Genomic DNA, 16,252 nt, shown 5'->3' on the forward strand with positions numbered 1-16,252 from the left:
ATAGCTATCTAAATGCTAGATTATTTAAGAATCTTTTGCAAGTAGTCTTACAAACTGCCATATCTCATTTCTGTTTTATTCTTACCTAAAAATTCTTTCATCCTTAGATAGTTATTAAGTGCGTTTACATAGGCTTTAGCGGTTGCTTGCATGGTATCAAGGTCGTTTCCATGCCCTATAACTGGTGAGTTGCCTTCAAAGGCTACTTTTACATTAACCTTTGCCATAGCATCCTTCCCACTGCCTATGCTTTCAACTTTATAATCTAGTAGCTTGCCTTCAACTCCAGTTATACGCTCAATTGCTTTAAAGATACTATCAACTGCACCATTACCCAAAGCACAGTCACTTTTTATCTCACCATCTTTGCTTATACTTATAGCACTAAAGTGAGCGCCATTACTTGCAGTTGAACTTTGCACGCTTTCTAAGACAAAGACTTGTTTTAAGTTAGAAGTTTGTTCATTTAAAATCATCTCTAAATCAGCATCATAAACTTCTTTTTTGTTATCACAAAGAATCTTAAACTGAGTAAAGGCTTTTAAAAGTTCTTCTTCATTTAAGTTATAGCCCATACTTACTATCTTATCTTTAAAAGCCGCCTTGCCAGAGTGCTTACCTAAAACAAGATTTTCATTATCAACTATGCCTATATCACTAGGCTTCATTATCTCATAAGTCTCTCTAAACTTTAAGATTCCATCTTGGTGGATTCCACTTTCATGGGCAAAGGCGTTTTTACCAACTATGGCCTTGTTTGGTTGAGGGCGTATGCTAGTTACATCAGCTACTAACTTGCTTGATTTATAGATCTCTTTAGTATTGATATTAGTATCAAATCCGCCATATTTAGCAAAAACATCTTTTCTAGTTTTAAATATCATAACTACTTCTTCTAAAGCACAGTTTCCTGCCCTTTCACCTAGGCCATTTATCGTGCACTCTACTTGTCTAGCACCACTCATTACGCCATAGATTGAGTTAGCTGTAGCAAGTCCTAAGTCATTATGACAGTGCACTGAAAGCACTGCTTTATCTTTTATAGTTTCTTTTAGTTCTTTTATAATCTCGCCTACTTCATGAGGAAGTCTATAGCCTACAGTATCTGGCATATTTAGTGTGCTTGCTCCTGCTTCTATGGCTGCTAGGCTTATCTCTTTTAAAAAGCTAATCTCACTTCTACAAGCATCTTCGCAACTAAACTGCACATCTTCACAAAAAGTCTTAGCATACTTTATAGAATCTATGGCGCGCTTTAAGACCTCATCTGGCTTCATTTTAAGTTTATATTCCATATGTATAGGCGAGGTGGCTAAAAATACATGTAGTCTTTTGTGTTTAGCAGATTCTAAAGCAAGGCCAGCTTGTTTGATATCGTTTTCAACACATCTACTAAGAGAGCAAACTGAGCTAGTTTGAAGTCTATCGCTTATCTCTTTTATAGCTTGAAAGTCGCCAGGGCTTGCTGCTGCAAAGCCTGCTTCTATAATATCAACTCCTAGTCTTTCAAGTTGTAAGGCGATATTTATCTTTTCTTCTATGTTCATAGAAGCCCCAGGGCTTTGTTCACCATCTCTTAATGTGGTATCAAAAATCTTGATTATCTCCATTACAAATCCTTTTTTAAGTATTTCGTGACTATTGTAACCTAAAGAAGTTTAGCAAGGACTATTAAAACTATCTGAACTGTTATAAAAACATAGTGTAAAGCGTTGTGGTATCTTATCCTTTCAAGATTAAAGCTTACTATATAAAAGGCTATGACCATAATTAAGCCTAAGATTCCTTTAGCTAGTAAGATGCGCCCATAGCTTGAGCCAAAAAAGTCCATATCTATACTAGAAGCACGTACATGAAACATATAAAGACCAGTTATTAGCACTAGGCCCACTATCACTCGCATGGTAGGGACTATAACTACACTTAGTTTAGATTCTACTTCAGAGAAGTTATCTATCTTATGTTTTAAGGTATCTAGTATAAAAGTCCAAAAAAATACAGAGCCTATAAATGTTATAGCTCCTGCTAGGTGGATGATTAAGGCTATAGTATATAACATATTACTCCTTTCATTAAGTTGGTAATAGATATTACTATTAAAAGAAAAGGGCTTTGATTGATTTAGCTCAATTATTAAATTTACATTATAATAAAAGCTTTTTAAGTACCTTAGGAGTTGGTGTTGGATAAAGTAAATGCATTAAACTACATAATGATAACTGGTGCTAGGGAAAACAACCTAAAAGATATAAGCTTAAATATACCTAAAAATGAGCTAGTAGTCTTAACTGGACTTAGTGGAAGTGGTAAAAGCACTTTAGCCTTTGATACACTCTATGCAGAGGGACAAAGACGGTATATAGAATCTCTTTCAAGTTATGCTAGACAGTTTTTAGACCGTATAGCAAAGCCTGATGTAGATCAGATAACTGGCCTTATGCCAAGTATAGCCATAGATCAAAAAACTACTTCTAAAAACCCTAGAAGTACAGTTGGAACTATCACAGAGATCTATGACTACTTAAGGCTTTTGTACGCTAGAGTAGGGGAGCAACACTGCCATATCTGTGGTAGAAAGATAACTTCGATGAATGCAAGCGATATCATAAATGAAGTCTTAAAGCTTAAAAAAGATTCTAAACTAATAATCTATGCGCCCTTAGTTAAAGAAAAAAAGGGCACTTTTAGCGATAAGTTAGAAGACTTACGTCAAAAAGGCTATATAAGGGTTAGTATAGATGGTGTTACTACAAGACTAGATGAAGAGATAAATCTTTCTAAAACTAAAAAGCACACTATAAAAGCCATCATAGATAGAGTGACTTTAAATGAAGACAACAGAACTCGTATAGCACAAGCCATAGAAAGTGCTTTAAAAATCGCTTATGGCGAAGTGGAGATTGAGGTAAATGAAGGAGAAGATTCTAAAGAATCTAAAGAGCTTCAAAATCCAGAAGATAAAGAAAGCGCTAAAAAAGTAGATTCTAAAAAGCTACTTCACTTTAGCCAGCACCTTGCTTGCTTTCATTGTAAAGTAAGCTTTGAAGAGTTAGAGCCACTAAGCTTTAGTTTTAACTCTCCAAAGGGTGCTTGTCCTGCTTGTAATGGCTTAGGTATGAACTACGCTTTAGATATAAATAAGATTTTAAATAAAGACTTGCCTTTAACAAAGGGTGGCTTAAAGCTAATCTTTGGGTTTAATAAAAGCTACTACTTACAGATGTTTTTAGGCTTTTGCAAGGCTTATAAGATAAGTCCAGAATCTACTTTTAATGAGCTCGATAAAGCCACTCAAGATGATCTTTTATATGGTGGAAGTATCAATATAAAAGTACTTTGGCATGGAAGGGAAAATGAGATTCCATGGCGCGGGGTTATAAAGATAGCACTTGAGATATTAAAAAATGAAGCAAGTGAATATATGAGTGAAAAAACTTGCAAAGTTTGTAATGGCAACAGACTAAAAGCAGAATCTTTAAGTGTGCAAGTAAGTAAAAAAACTATAGCTGATATCATCAACATGCCTATTGAGCAGTGCTATGAGTTTTTTAAAACAGTGGCAAACTTTGAGTATCTAACTCAAAAACAACATCAAATCATAGATTTAGTTTTAAAAGAGATAAAAGAAAGACTATTTTTTCTAGAAGATGTAGGCTTAGGTTATCTTACTTTAAGGCGCGATGCTAAGACTATAAGTGGTGGAGAAGCCCAACGTATAAGGATAGCCTCACAGATTGGCAGTGGATTAACTGGCGTTATGTATGTGCTTGATGAACCTAGTATAGGTCTTCATGAAAAAGATACCTTAAAGCTTATAAAAACGCTAATTAATCTAAAAGAAAAAGGCAACACTGTTATAGTTGTAGAACACGATAAAGAGACTATTTTGCATGCTGATTATGTAGTTGATATAGGTCCTGGAGCTGGGGTAAATGGCGGGGAGATAGTTTTTGCAGGCACTGTAAAAGAGCTACTTAAAAGTGATACCTTAAGTGCACAGTATCTAAATGGCACTAAAAAAATTGAATATCACTTCAATAGACCTCAAGAAAAGTGGCTAGAGATTAGCAATGTAAATATTAATAATATTAAAAATCTAAGTGTGAAAATCCCACTTTGTAACTTTGTATGTGTCACTGGCGTTAGTGGAAGTGGGAAAAGCTCACTTATCTTACATACCCTTTTGCCTGTAGCAAAAGAGCTACTTAACCACGCTAGAAAGATAGAAAGTGTTAATGGCGTGAGCATTAAAGGCTTAGAAGAGCTAGATAAAGTTATCTATCTAGACCAAAGCCCTATTGGTAGAACTCCAAGGTCTAACCCTGCTACTTACACAGGCCTTATGGATGATATAAGAGTGCTTTTTAGTGAAACTAAGGAATCTAAACTTAGAGGCTACTCAGTAGGGCGTTTTAGCTTTAACGTTAAAGGTGGGAGATGTGAAAAGTGCAGTGGAGAAGGTGAGATAAAAATAGAAATGCACTTTTTACCAGATGTCTTAGTGACTTGTGATGAGTGCAAGGGCGCAAGGTATAACGCCCAAACTTTAGAGGTCTTATACAAGGGTAAAAATATAGCTGAAGTCTTAAACATGAGTGTGGATGAAGCAAGTCTCTTTTTTGAAAAGATTCCAAAGCTTGCAAGTCGCCTTAAAACCCTGCAAGATGTGGGCTTAGGCTATATCACGTTAGGACAAAATGCTCTAACTTTAAGTGGAGGAGAAGCCCAGCGTATAAAACTAGCAAAAGAGCTAAGTCGTAAAGATACAGGCAAAACTCTTTATGTCTTAGATGAGCCTACTACTGGCCTTCACTTTGCAGATATAGATAAGCTAGTACACGTGCTTCACCACCTTGTAAGTTTAGGTAACTCAGTTATCGTTATAGAACACAATCTTGATGTGATAAAAAATGCAGACTATATAATAGATATGGGCCCTCTTGGTGGTAATAAGGGCGGAGAAGTTATAGCTACAGGCACGCCAAAAGAAGTAGCCAAAGTTAAAAAAAGCTTTACAGGTGAGTTTTTGAAAAAAGAACTATTGCAATAAAAGACTTTTAAACTTATGGAAAAACTAGCACATTTTATAGAAGTTATATACTCAACTAAAAGCTATAGCTATATCTTTTTAGTTATAGCTTGCATAGTCATAGCCTATGTATCGTTTTTTATCACTAGACGCTATCTTCTAAAGTATGTAAACTTTTTTGCTAGCAAAAAGCTTCCTTTTTGGGATGAGGAGTTTAGTAAGATAGGCTTTTTAAATAAGCTTAGCTACTTAGTGCCTGTTTTTGTAGTGAACTACTTTTTGCAATTTTTCCCTGACCAAGTGACAACACAACTTACAAAGTTTTTACTTTTTGTAACATTTATCATAGCTATTTTTATAATCAATACCTTTCTAGATGTCTTGCTTCATATCTATAACAGCTTAAGCATAGCTAAGATGCATGCTATAAAGGGTTATGTGCAGATAGTTAAGATACTAGTTTATATAGCTTGCATCATCACAGGCACTTCTTTTTTAATAGGCATCTCGCCGGTTGGAATCTTAACTGGTATGGGAGCACTAAGCGCAGTATTACTTTTAATATTTAAAGACACCATACTTTCTTTTGTAGCCAGCCTTCAGATAAACGCCCATGATATCTTTAAAGTAGGGGACTGGATAGAAGTAAAAAGCCTAGGCGTTGATGGAGATGTTATAGATATCTCCTTGCACGCTGTTAAGGTCTCAAACTGGGATAAAACTATAGTTAACATCCCAACTCATAAGCTTTTAGAAGTAGGCGTTAAAAACTGGCGAGGTATGCGTGATAGTGGCGGAAGGCGTATAAAAAGACATATAAATATAGACTTTAACTCCATAAGATTCCTTACGCCTAAAGAGTTAGAAGCCTTGCAGCGTGTAAAACTACTAAAAGAGTATTTTGAAAGTAAAAAAGATATTATAGAAAGGCAAAGTCCAGATTCTATAGATTCTATAAACAATAGGCAGCTTACTAACATTGGCACTTTTAGAATCTATATAAGGGAGTATCTAAAAAGCCTAGATACCGTGCATAAAGAAGGCTTTAGCTTTATGGTTAGGCAGCTTCAGCCAACTGAGACTGGGCTTCCTATAGAAGTGTATTGCTTTACTACTGATGTTAGATGGCCTATTTATGAAGAGATTCAAGCTGATATATTTGATCATCTAATAGCAGCTAGCTCAAAGTTTCATCTAAAAATATTCCAAAATATAAGCGGTACTTTAAAATAGAACACAAAGTTTCTACCCAAATATTTAGCAAAGGCTTATTTTTTGATAGAATATAAGACTACTTCTAAGCACTTGCTTAAAAAGACAATCATATAAAAGGATTTGCACTAGTATGGAGAAAATTTTAGATATCGTAGATGTTGTCGCTTATGAAAAGGGGCTTTCACCTACTTTAGTTACTGAAGCTATCAAGGCTTGTATGATAAAGATGGCAAAAGAGGAATTAGGAGAAGATGCAAACTTTAGGGTAGTAGAAGACAAAAATGAAAGAGATCTAAGACTAGTTCAGCAGATGAGTGTTTGTCTTGATGGTGAGTTTAATGAAGACTTAAAAGCCACTCACATACCTCTAAGTCAAGCTAAAGGCATAGCAGAGGATATAAAAGAACATGACACCTTAGAGTATGATATAAACGTAGATGTTATGGGTAGGGGAGCTATAAATAGAATCTATAGAGACATAGAGTTTCAACTTCAAAGCCTAATAGAAAATCAAATCTTAGATAAGTTTAAAACTAATATCAATAAAATCATCTCAGGGCGCGTACTCTATGTAGATGCAAAGCAAAACACCTATGTAGAAATAGATGAGATGAGGGCTGTGCTTCCTCTTAAAAACCGTATAAAAGGTGAGAGTTTTAAAAAAGGGGATATGATAAAAGCCATACTAAAGTATGTAAATGTTAATAAAAATGGCATTAGCTTAGAGTTAAGCCGCACTACTCCAAAGTTTTTAGATGAGCTTTTAGCCCTAGAAGTGCCTGAGATTAAAGATGGTGAAGTAGTCATTTATAGAAGTGCAAGACTGCCAGGTGATAAGGCAAAAGTTGCACTTTACTCTAATAATCCACGCATTGATCCTATAGGCTCTACAGTTGGATCAAAAGGTGTACGGATAAATGCTGTAAGTCGTGAGTTAAATGGCGAAGTAATAGACTGCATAGAGTACTCTAACATAGCAGATATCTTTATAGCTAAGGCCCTAAGTCCAGCCCAAATAGTCTCTATAAAGACTGAAAAACCTAAAGAAGTGGTTATAGAAGAAACAAAAGTAGATACTAACTCTGATACTTTACTTCAAGAAACTGAAGTAGTAAGTGAGCGCCCACAAGCCTTTGTTAATATATTAAAGTCTCAAAAGTCAAAAGCCATAGGCAAAAATGGAGTAAATATAAGACTAGCTAGCATGATAACAGGCTATGACATAGTCTTAAATGAGCTAGAAACCATAGAAGAACAAAAGGCTGAGAAAAAACTAGGACTTGAAGTCTTAGAATCCTTATTCAAAAAAGATAGTTAATTGTTGCTAAGCCTTCAAACTGCCAGCAAACGTTTTGGGTTAAAAAACATCTTTGATAAGATAAATCTAACTATTAATGAAAATGAACGCATTTTCTTAATAGGCAAAAACGGCAGCGGAAAAAGCACGCTTTTAAAAGTGATAAATGGCGAGCTTGAACTTGATAGTGGCAAGCGTATATTAAAACAAGGCCTTGATATCTTGATGTTAAATCAAGAATCTAACTTTAGTGCTACTCAAACAGTTAGTGAAGTGCTAAAAGATTCCATGCGCGAGCTGTTAGATGCCCATCTTAGGTTAAGTGAGATAACAAAGGATGCTAACTTCCATAATGATAAAGCCTTAAGCGAGGAATATAATCACATACATAACTTGTTAGATAGGCAAGATGCGTGGGACTTAGAATCTAAAGTAAGTGAGTTAATAAGACACTTTAATCTAGAAAGTCTAAAAGATAGACTAGTTATAAGCCTTAGTGGAGGAGAGCAAAAACGCGTTAGTCTAGCTTGTGTTTTACTAAAAGGGGCTGATTTATTAATCTTAGATGAGCCAACTAACCATCTTGATGTAGAGATGCTATCTTTTTTAGAATCTATGCTGGTGCGTTTAAAGTGCTCTATGTTAATAATTAGCCATGATAGATACTTTATAGATAAGGTTGCAACTAATATTATAGAGCTTGATAATGCAAAATTAACATCTTTTAAAGGCAACTATGAAGACTATTTACAAGCAAAACAAACTATGCTTGATAATCTAAATAAAGAGCATTTAGCCCTAAAAAAGATTCTAAAAAGTGAAGAAGAGTGGCTGCGTGCTGGCGTTAAAGCAAGACTTAAAAGAAATGAAGGCAGAAAACAAAGGGTCTTAGAGCTAAGAGATAAGGTTAAAAAAATGCCAAGCCTTGCAAAAAGCATGATGCTAAGTCTTGAATCTAACGTATCAGCCCCACCAAAAAACAGTAAAAAGATGCTTTTTGAGCTAGATGATGTCAACTTAAAAGTAGGTGAAAAAACGCTAATTAGCAATCTTAATATACGCATAACGCAAGGTGGCCGCCTAGGTATAGTAGGGCGTAATGGAAGCGGGAAGACTAGCCTTTTAAGGATGTTGCTTACTGGTAAAGACTATGAAGGCAACAAGGTAAAGGGCTTAAAAATAGGGGACTTTAAGATAGGCTACTATGAACAACATAAAAATACGCTAGATCTAAAAAAAACTATTTTAGAGACCTTTTGTCCAAATGGCGGGGATAGGGTGCAAGTTAATGGCAAAGATATGCACGTTTATGGCTACTTGAAAAGCTTTCTTTTTGATAAAGACTTACTAACTCAAAGCCTTGATACGCTTAGTGGAGGTGAAAAAACGCGCGTTGCCCTAGCCTTGCTTTTAGCTCAAGAATATGACTGTTTAATCTTAGATGAACCAACTAATGATCTTGATATCGCAACTATTAATATTTTAGAGCGCTTTTTAAGTGAGCTAAGTTGTGCTTTAATCTTTGTAAGCCACGATAGGTATTTTAATGACAAGTTAGCTGAGAGGCTTTTAGTATTAGAAGATGATGGGTACTTTATAACAAGTGCTAGTTATACTGAAGTTTTAGAGCATAAGAATATGATACTAGAAGCTAAGGCTTTAGAAGCTAAAACAGATTCTAAAAATATAGAATCTAAAAGTATGGATTTTAAGAGCGAAGATTTTAAACACACAAAGCCTAATGAAGAAGCTAAAAAGCCAAAGCTTAGTTATAAGATTAATTTAGAGTATGAAAGATTGCCTAGTGAGATAGCAGAATTAGAAGTTTTTGTAAAAGAGCTAGAAAGGCGCCTTGGGGATCCTAAAGAGTATCAAAAATATGGCATAGACGCTTTGAGTAAGGAGCTAGCTTATAATAAAGAGCTTTTAGATTCTAAACTTATACGCTACTTTGAAATAGAAGATATGATGAAATAGCTATCTAGGGCAAAAACCTTGCTAAGGCCCTAGATCTTAAAAATAAAATTATAAATGTAGAAAACCTTTGTTTTCACCACTTTTTATTTTTTACCCTACGCCCTTTCTATAGGCCTTTTTAAGCTCTAATTACCACTTAAGTTAAATCTACCTTTATATGCACGATCAAAAAGCTAACAAATCTACACAATTTTATAAGATAATAAACCTTCAACCACTAACCACCACGCAAGGATGCTTTATGCGACGAAGAGATAGAGAGATAACAAACTTTAAAGATGTATTTGAGATTTTAAAGCTAAATGACATCGTTAGGCTAGGACTTATAGATAATGATGGTTTAGCTTACATCTTGCCTTTAAACTTTGGTTATGAGAATAACGATGGACAGTTACGCCTTTACTGCCACAGTAGTAATGAAGGGAAAAAGATAGAACTTATAAAAAAGCAAGACCTAGTTAGTTTTGAGATGGATAGAAAGCACAGTCTTATAACTGGAAAAGTAGCTTGTGACTACTCTTTTGCCTATCAAAGCATCATGGGCAAAGGAAGGCTTAGCTTTGTAGAAGATGAGATAGAAAAACTTCATGCACTAAAACTACTTATGGCACATTATGCCCCTTTAAGCTCTAATGCAAACGATAAAAATAAAAATAATCAAGATGAATGGGAGTTTAAAGAGGCTTCACTTGCAAGGGTTGTTCTTATAAGGCTTGATATTACTACTTGGAGTTGTAAGGAGCATTTATCTATATAAAGTTTTATTTATTCACTAAAAGTGAATAAATAAAAAAAATATAGTTTTATAGAATCTAGATTCTATAAATAAGTTTTAATAAAAGCTACTTTCCTATCCTAGTATCCCCCCTACTCTACATAGCTTTAAGTTTATAAAGCTATGTAGTAGTCTTTTAAAAAGATTAAAGCTCACATGTTTTTAAAGCCTTTTTGGCATTAAGTATATCCTTGCTTATTTGCTTTTTTAACTCATCTAAATTTTTATACTTTTTATTAGCTCGAAGATACTTTATAAAACCTATTTTTATATGACCACTAACTTTAGGAGGAGTGCAGTCTATAAGATGGGTTTCTATACAAAACATATTATCAGTGCTTACTCTATGACCTATAAAACTTACACTTTCATAGACCTTATTACCTATATAGGTTAAAGTAGCATAAACACCATGCAAAGGGACTATATATAAGACATTACGCATATTAATGGTTGGATAAAGCTCTTTTTTGCCAAGCCCTTGACCCTTTATAACCTTACCACTTATCTCATAAACTCTACCTAACATCTTATTAGCCACATCTACATTGCCATTTGTTATTAGGCTTCTTATAAGAGAGGTATGAAGTGTCAAACCCTTATAGTTTTGTCTATCTAAAACTTTTAGCTTTATTTTAGGATAAGAAGTATCTAGTATCTCTTTTAAGTCTATAACACTACAAGATTTACCCTGGCCAAAAGTAAAGTCATAGCCCACTACTATGAGTTCTAGATTAGGAAGGTGGCTAACTAGTAGTTTTATAAACTCTTCTCCACTTAAATGTTTTATGCACTCTAGTCTAATCTTAAATACAGGTAGTGGTGAGTACTTAGCCCTATCTTTAAAAGGAAGCAAAAGTGGTAGTGTGTAAGAGCTAATGCTAAGTATGCAGCCTTGCTTTCCCAGGTAGGAAAAAAGCTTCATATGCGCCATATGCAAGGAGTCAAACTTCCCTATGGCGACACTTTTATAAGGGAGATGACTTGAAGCTAAAAAGCTTTTCATCAGCCAAGTAGTTCTTTTACTCTAGTTTCACTTGGCTCTTTATGCGCCATGGCTAAGTTTTTGTGATTAAGCTTTATATCTGGAAGTAAGTCAGTAGTAGTTAGTTTATCTAGCTGCTTGCTAAGTTTAGAAAGCGAAGTTTTTATATTAGCCTCTTGTCCATCTAGGCTTTTCATAAAGTCTTCAGAATCTATATCTTTTATATCTATCTTTTTAGGATCAAAATCTAAAAGACTAGTACTAAAAACTTTTTGCCCACCAAAACTTGTATCTTCTAGTTTTTTTGCTATCTGGACTTTTATATCAGCAGCATCTTTTTCCAGCTTGCTTTGTGCTTCTATGTTGGTAGTATGTTTTGCATTTTCATTTGTACTTTTATAGTCGCTTACTAGGCTTTTTACTTCCTTGATAGCTTTAGCAGCACTTTGTAAGGTACCTATTTCTTTGTTGATAGTTTTTACTTGGGCCCCTAGCATCTCTTTAGGATTTTGAGACTTTAAGGTTAGATCATCTTTTGGTATGCTGGTGATTTTAGCTGGAGTTGCATTAGCCTCAGCCACTATGGCGCGCGGCTTTTCGTGAGCCTTTGACGCTTCTAGCTTGCTAGAGTTTTGCGCATTAGCAGCAGCATTATTATTAGAAACTATCATTACAAATCCTTTTAGTGATAAATTACCAAAACTAAAAGCAAATCTTGTACCTAAAAATGCAAATACTTAAAACTATCTTTATAAAAGTGCTTCCCTCATATAAGTTACCACTTTTTCTAAAAGCGCATCTTCTAAGTCGAAGAACTTTAAAAAAGCAAGAGCACCTTGATATATAAGCATATCTTTCCCATCTTTTTCTTTTATCCCTAGCTCGCTAGCGAGGGCACAAAAAGGAGTTTTTGTGTCTTTATACATCAAATCAAAAGCAAGTTGTGAGTTTTTAAATATAGCTTTTAAAGTCTCTTTATCAAGTGGAAGGATATCTTGCAAGCTAGCACTAGTTGCATTAATTACTAAATCATAGTTTTTTTTAGAATCTAAGTCTTTAAAAAGCAAGGTATTTACTTCCTTAAAGTCTTTTAGTTTCCCTTCGCTTCTATTAGAAACATCTACTTCAAAGCCTTGTAGCCTTAAGATTAAACTTATAGCCCTAGCGCTACCACCAGCCCCAAGTATCAAAGCTTTTTTAAAACTATATTTTTTTATGCACTCATAAAAACCTAGTGCATCAGTGTTATAGCCTATAAGCTTAGAATCTTTAACTACTATAGTATTTATAGCGCCTATATCTTTTGCTATGCCCTGTGCTTGTGAAACTGCACTAAAGGCTAGCTCTTTAAAGGGCACAGTGATATTTAACCCATCTAAACTAGACTTAATTATAAAGCTTACAAACTCTTCTTTGCTTGTATCTAGCTCTAGTTTTTGTGAGGTATAAGTCCCACTTAAGCCTAGCTTTTTGATGGCATAGGTATGTATCAAAGGAGAAAGTGAGTGAGAGATAGGATTCCCAACAACTAAAAGCTTTTTAGTGTTCATATTTTAAAAGTCTTTCTAGTATATAGCCTTTAATATTTAGCACGCTAGTTTTGCCTTTAAATTCATACTCTATAAAAGCCCAACCATCTCTAACACTAAGTACATTAACTTCCCTACCCCTTGGACTTTTAGCAACTATCCTTGATTCTTCATTTGGCTCTTCTCTTACATTAGCACTATGGGCTAGCACTATAGCTTTTTTAGATTCCAAAGGTTCTAAAACTTCTTTTTTATCTTCTAAAACTTCTTTTGGCAAAGTGCTAGTTTCAGAATCTTCTTTGTGTGGTGTAAGTTCATCTTCTGCTTCTACGTATACTAGTCTTTTTGCTACATAGCCTGTGATATCTTTATACTTTATATGAAAGAAATGTTTATAATCAGAGTTTATAACAGAAAAAGTCTCACCTTTTTCCATCTTACCTATAGCTTCACTTTTTACATTTGGTTCTTTTCTTATAACTGCTACTTCAACTAAAACTGTGCCAACCATATTAGCCTTAGTGGACTTAGTAGCTAAATTAGTAAAAGTTGCTTTAGAAACTTTGGCAGGCTCAGATTTAGTGGCCACGTTATCGCTTGTATTTACTTCTTTTGTATTTGCTTCTTTGGGTATGTTTTTTGTCTCTAAAGTGGTCTTAGTGCTACTAGCCTCTTCTTTTTTAGTATCTATATCTAATATTTTATTTATCTCTTTTTTGCTTTTGTCATCAGCATGATTTGAAGGCTTAAGTGTTAACTCTATAGGATTTTCTTTCTTAGGCTTTTCTGGCTCTATTAAAGCATGGGCTATATATCCAACTTTTCCTCTAAATCTAACTTTATAAAAGCCATCTTTAGAATCCAAAATAACAACTTTTTCATCCATAAACACTCTGCCTAAAACCTTACTTTTAGTACTTGGTGCTTCTCTAAGTAAGGCAGCTTTTACTAAGATAGTTCCTCTTTTAAGTACTGGTATATTAAACTCTATCTCGCGTGCTATGCTAGATTCTTGTGGGGTGATCTTAACGTTATTAACTGCTTTGTTTAGTATCTGAGATGTCTTAGGACTAATAGAACTTATAACAACCGGAGTAGCAACAGTATTTATACCATCTTCATTACTAGTTATAGTCCCGCCTCTTTGGCTTATCTTTGAAAGATTCTCAGCTAATGTGTTTTTGATAAAAGCTTCTGAAGCACTACTTTGCATCATGACAAGTTGCTCTTCTTCTTTACTAAGAGTCTTTTTAGACATGACAGATCTAACATGCTCTGGCTTACCTATAGTTGTAACTATGGCCCAGTAGATTATAAGCCCTACTATAACTACAGCTAATGGTAGAGTGTAGATCTTAAAAAGCGTGCTAATCTTTCTCATCCTAGTGTATCAAAGCCCTTCAAAACAACTCTTTTTTCGCCATTTCTTATCTCACCTATGACGTAGGCATCTGAAGTATCTAGTATGTGCTTGCTAACTTTTTTATCAACAATCACTATAAGTCCAACTCCCATATTAAACACTCTAAAGGCTTCTTTTTCTTCAACATGCTCTAAGTAGATATCAAACTCTTTAGGAGTTCTTATTAGATCTTTTTCAACTATAGCTTCTTTTCCTTCTGGAAGCACTCTAACTAGATTTTCTGCTATGCCGCCACCAGTTATGTGTGCTAAGGCCTTTAAACTATCTTTGTATCTCAAAAACTCATCTACATAGATTCTAGTAGGAGTTAGTAAGTAGTTTATATCGCCTATGTTTTTAGTTTTCATGATACCTTGTAAAAGTGAGTAGCCATTACTATGAAAACCTGAGCTTGGAAAGGCTAAAATGGTATCACCTTCTTGTAAGTTTTGTACCCTATCCATATCAGCTTTTTCTGCTATACCTACACTAAAGCCAGCTAGGTCAAAATCACCCTTTTTATAAAGACTAGGCATCTCAGCACTCTCCCCACCTAAAAGTGCACATCTTGCAAGCTTACAGCCTTCAACTATACCTTTTATGATTTTCAAAGATGCATCTTGTTCAAGCTTATGCATGGCGTAGTAGTCAAGAAAAAACATAGGAGTAGCAAAGTTGCATATTAAGTCATTAACACACATAGCAACTAAGTCTATACCTATAGAATCTAATTTTTTAGCCTCTATAGCAAGTCCAAGCTTAGAGCCTACACCATCAGTTGCAGCACAAAGGATGGGATCACTAAAGCCAGTAGGTAGGCTAAATGCTCCTGAAAAAGACCCTATAGATCCAACTACATTATCGTTATAAGTTTGTTTTGCTAGAGGCGAGAGTGCTTTAACAAAGTCATTTCCTTCATCTATATCAACACCGAAATCTTTATAAAACATCTTGTCCATTTAAGCCGCCTAGGAATTATTCTAAAAAGTGATTATAACAAACTGCTTAACATATGCGGGGCAAAATCTCGCCTTGAGGATACTCTAAATAACGCTTACTTCCAAAGGCATTTTGCAAGATAAGGGCGTGTCGGCCTTTAGATTCTATAACCTCACCTATAAAATGCACCTTTTTACCATAAGGATTACTCTTAAGTAGCTCTAATGCCCTGCTAGCATCTTTATCTGCAACGCTTAGTAGACATGCTCCTTCATTGGCTAAGACAAAGGGTTCAAGACCTAAGATCTCACATATCCCTAAGACTTCAGATTCTATCTTTATATCTTTTTCTTTTAAGTCTATACTGACTTTTGAAGAATGCGCCCACTCATTTAACGCACTTGCTATCCCACCTCTTGTAGCATCACGGATAGCATGTACTTCAAGATTGGAATCTAAAAGATCTTTTAAAAGCAACCAAAGACTAAAGCAGTCACTTTCAAGGTTGGAATGTATATCAAGGTTATTTTGTTCTACAAATATGCTAGCGCCATGTCGCCCTATATCGCTAGTTAGGATTATCTTATCTCCAACTTGCAAGTTTTTAGCACTTAACCCTGGTTTTATAATCTCGCCCATGCAGGTTGAATTTATAAAAATCTGGGCTTTTTGCTTTGAAGATTCTAGAGGTTTTGAAAATCTAGGCACAACCTTAGTATCAGCACTAAGTACAAAAGCACCTATTTTTTTTAATTCAGAGACTATGGAATCTACTATAACTTTTAAGTCTTTTATTAAAAAGCCCTCTTCTATAATAAAGCCTAAAGTAAAATACATAGGCTTAGCACCACTTACTGTGCAGTCATTACCACTACCACAAATACTAAGCTTTCCTATATCACCACCTCTAAAAAATATAGGCTCTATGATATAGCTATCAGTGCTTATAGCCATGTTTTTTTTAGCTTCTATGATACCGCCATCTTCTTCATCAAAAAGTAGTCTATCTTTAAAGCCTAGCTTAAATACCAGCTCTGTTAGCTCTCTTGAACTAGCTCCACCACTTCCGTGAGAAAGGGTTACTATATCTGACCTTATTTGCAA

At 34.8% G+C, this 16,252-nt stretch carries 13 protein-coding genes; 5 read left to right on the forward strand and 8 right to left on the reverse strand.

Going from position 1 to position 16,252, the window contains the following annotated elements; genetic code table 11:
* Positions 1–47: 47 nt before the first annotated feature.
* Together BKH43_RS05790 and BKH43_RS05795 are read right to left on the reverse strand one after the other, a co-directional pair.
* Positions 48–1,610, reverse strand: coding sequence for a 2-isopropylmalate synthase (locus BKH43_RS05790; protein ID WP_095229549.1), 1,563 nt, complete (start codon positions 1,608–1,610; stop codon positions 48–50).
* A gap of 38 nt (positions 1,611–1,648) precedes the next feature.
* Complete coding sequence (locus tag BKH43_RS05795; RefSeq protein WP_095229551.1) at positions 1,649–2,059, reverse strand: CopD family protein; 411 nt, start codon at positions 2,057–2,059, stop codon at positions 1,649–1,651.
* Positions 2,060–2,212: 153 nt separating this feature from the next.
* Between BKH43_RS05795 and uvrA the strand changes: the two genes are divergently transcribed.
* The 5 genes from uvrA (at position 2,213) to BKH43_RS05820 (ending at position 10,275) form a co-directional block, all read left to right on the forward strand.
* Positions 2,213–5,050: an excinuclease ABC subunit UvrA gene (uvrA, locus tag BKH43_RS05800; RefSeq protein WP_095229614.1), complete on the forward strand. Its 2,838-nt coding sequence runs from the start codon at positions 2,213–2,215 to the stop codon at positions 5,048–5,050.
* 15 nt (positions 5,051–5,065) lie between these two features.
* Complete coding sequence (locus BKH43_RS05805) at positions 5,066–6,262, forward strand: mechanosensitive ion channel domain-containing protein (protein WP_095229553.1); 1,197 nt, start codon at positions 5,066–5,068, stop codon at positions 6,260–6,262.
* Between the two features lie 112 nt (positions 6,263–6,374).
* On the forward strand, positions 6,375–7,562 hold the full coding sequence (locus BKH43_RS05810) for a NusA N-terminal domain-containing protein (protein WP_095229554.1): 1,188 nt from the start codon (positions 6,375–6,377) through the stop codon (positions 7,560–7,562).
* Positions 7,563–7,565: 3 nt separating this feature from the next.
* Positions 7,566–9,518, forward strand: a complete 1,953-nt coding sequence (abc-f, locus tag BKH43_RS05815; RefSeq protein ID WP_253248060.1) for a ribosomal protection-like ABC-F family protein — start codon at positions 7,566–7,568, stop codon at positions 9,516–9,518.
* Between the two features lie 241 nt (positions 9,519–9,759).
* Positions 9,760–10,275 (forward strand): pyridoxamine 5'-phosphate oxidase family protein, encoded by a 516-nt coding sequence (locus tag BKH43_RS05820; protein ID WP_172402329.1) that lies wholly within the window; start codon positions 9,760–9,762, stop codon positions 10,273–10,275.
* Positions 10,276–10,438: 163 nt separating this feature from the next.
* On the opposite strand, the gene BKH43_RS05825 is transcribed toward BKH43_RS05820, so the two are convergent.
* From BKH43_RS05825 to hypE, 6 genes are all read right to left on the reverse strand, one after another.
* Positions 10,439–11,299, reverse strand: coding sequence for a bifunctional riboflavin kinase/FAD synthetase (locus BKH43_RS05825; RefSeq protein WP_095229559.1), 861 nt, complete (start codon positions 11,297–11,299; stop codon positions 10,439–10,441).
* Positions 11,299–11,949 carry a hypothetical protein gene (locus BKH43_RS05830; RefSeq protein WP_095229561.1) on the reverse strand — a complete coding sequence of 217 codons (651 nt, stop codon included), beginning with the start codon at positions 11,947–11,949 and terminating at the stop codon, positions 11,299–11,301. Before BKH43_RS05830 ends, BKH43_RS05825 begins: the two co-directional genes overlap by 1 nt.
* A 78-nt stretch (positions 11,950–12,027) precedes the next feature.
* On the reverse strand, positions 12,028–12,828 hold the full coding sequence (locus BKH43_RS05835; protein ID WP_095229563.1) for a shikimate dehydrogenase: 801 nt from the start codon (positions 12,826–12,828) through the stop codon (positions 12,028–12,030).
* Positions 12,818–14,188 (reverse strand): SH3 domain-containing protein, encoded by a 1,371-nt coding sequence (locus BKH43_RS05840; RefSeq protein ID WP_095229565.1) that lies wholly within the window; start codon positions 14,186–14,188, stop codon positions 12,818–12,820. The genes BKH43_RS05835 and BKH43_RS05840 overlap by 11 nt, the downstream gene beginning before the upstream one ends.
* Positions 14,185–15,168: a phosphoribosylformylglycinamidine cyclo-ligase gene (gene purM / locus BKH43_RS05845; protein WP_095229567.1), complete on the reverse strand. Its 984-nt coding sequence runs from the start codon at positions 15,166–15,168 to the stop codon at positions 14,185–14,187. Before purM ends, BKH43_RS05840 begins: the two co-directional genes overlap by 4 nt.
* Positions 15,169–15,214: 46 nt before the next feature.
* Complete coding sequence (gene hypE / locus BKH43_RS05850) at positions 15,215–16,252, reverse strand: hydrogenase expression/formation protein HypE (protein WP_253248061.1); 1,038 nt, start codon at positions 16,250–16,252, stop codon at positions 15,215–15,217.

The sequence above is a fragment of the Helicobacter sp. 13S00401-1 genome, from assembly GCF_002272925.1.
Lineage (GTDB): Bacteria > Campylobacterota > Campylobacteria > Campylobacterales > Helicobacteraceae > Helicobacter_I.

Coding starts and splice junctions, on each gene's coding strand:
- BKH43_RS05790 (WP_095229549.1), bottom strand. CDS start 1,610: ATGGAGATAATCAAGATTTTTGATACCACATTAAGAGATGGTGAACAA.
- BKH43_RS05795 (WP_095229551.1), bottom strand. CDS start 2,059: ATGTTATATACTATAGCCTTAATCATCCACCTAGCAGGAGCTATAACA.
- uvrA (WP_095229614.1), top strand. CDS start 2,213: ATGATAACTGGTGCTAGGGAAAACAACCTAAAAGATATAAGCTTAAAT.
- BKH43_RS05805 (WP_095229553.1), top strand. CDS start 5,066: ATGGAAAAACTAGCACATTTTATAGAAGTTATATACTCAACTAAAAGC.
- BKH43_RS05810 (WP_095229554.1), top strand. CDS start 6,375: ATGGAGAAAATTTTAGATATCGTAGATGTTGTCGCTTATGAAAAGGGG.
- BKH43_RS05820 (WP_172402329.1), top strand. CDS start 9,760: ATGCGACGAAGAGATAGAGAGATAACAAACTTTAAAGATGTATTTGAG.
- BKH43_RS05825 (WP_095229559.1), bottom strand. CDS start 11,299: ATGAAAAGCTTTTTAGCTTCAAGTCATCTCCCTTATAAAAGTGTCGCC.
- BKH43_RS05830 (WP_095229561.1), bottom strand. CDS start 11,949: ATGATAGTTTCTAATAATAATGCTGCTGCTAATGCGCAAAACTCTAGC.
- BKH43_RS05835 (WP_095229563.1), bottom strand. CDS start 12,828: ATGAACACTAAAAAGCTTTTAGTTGTTGGGAATCCTATCTCTCACTCA.
- BKH43_RS05840 (WP_095229565.1), bottom strand. CDS start 14,188: ATGAGAAAGATTAGCACGCTTTTTAAGATCTACACTCTACCATTAGCT.
- purM (WP_095229567.1), bottom strand. CDS start 15,168: ATGGACAAGATGTTTTATAAAGATTTCGGTGTTGATATAGATGAAGGA.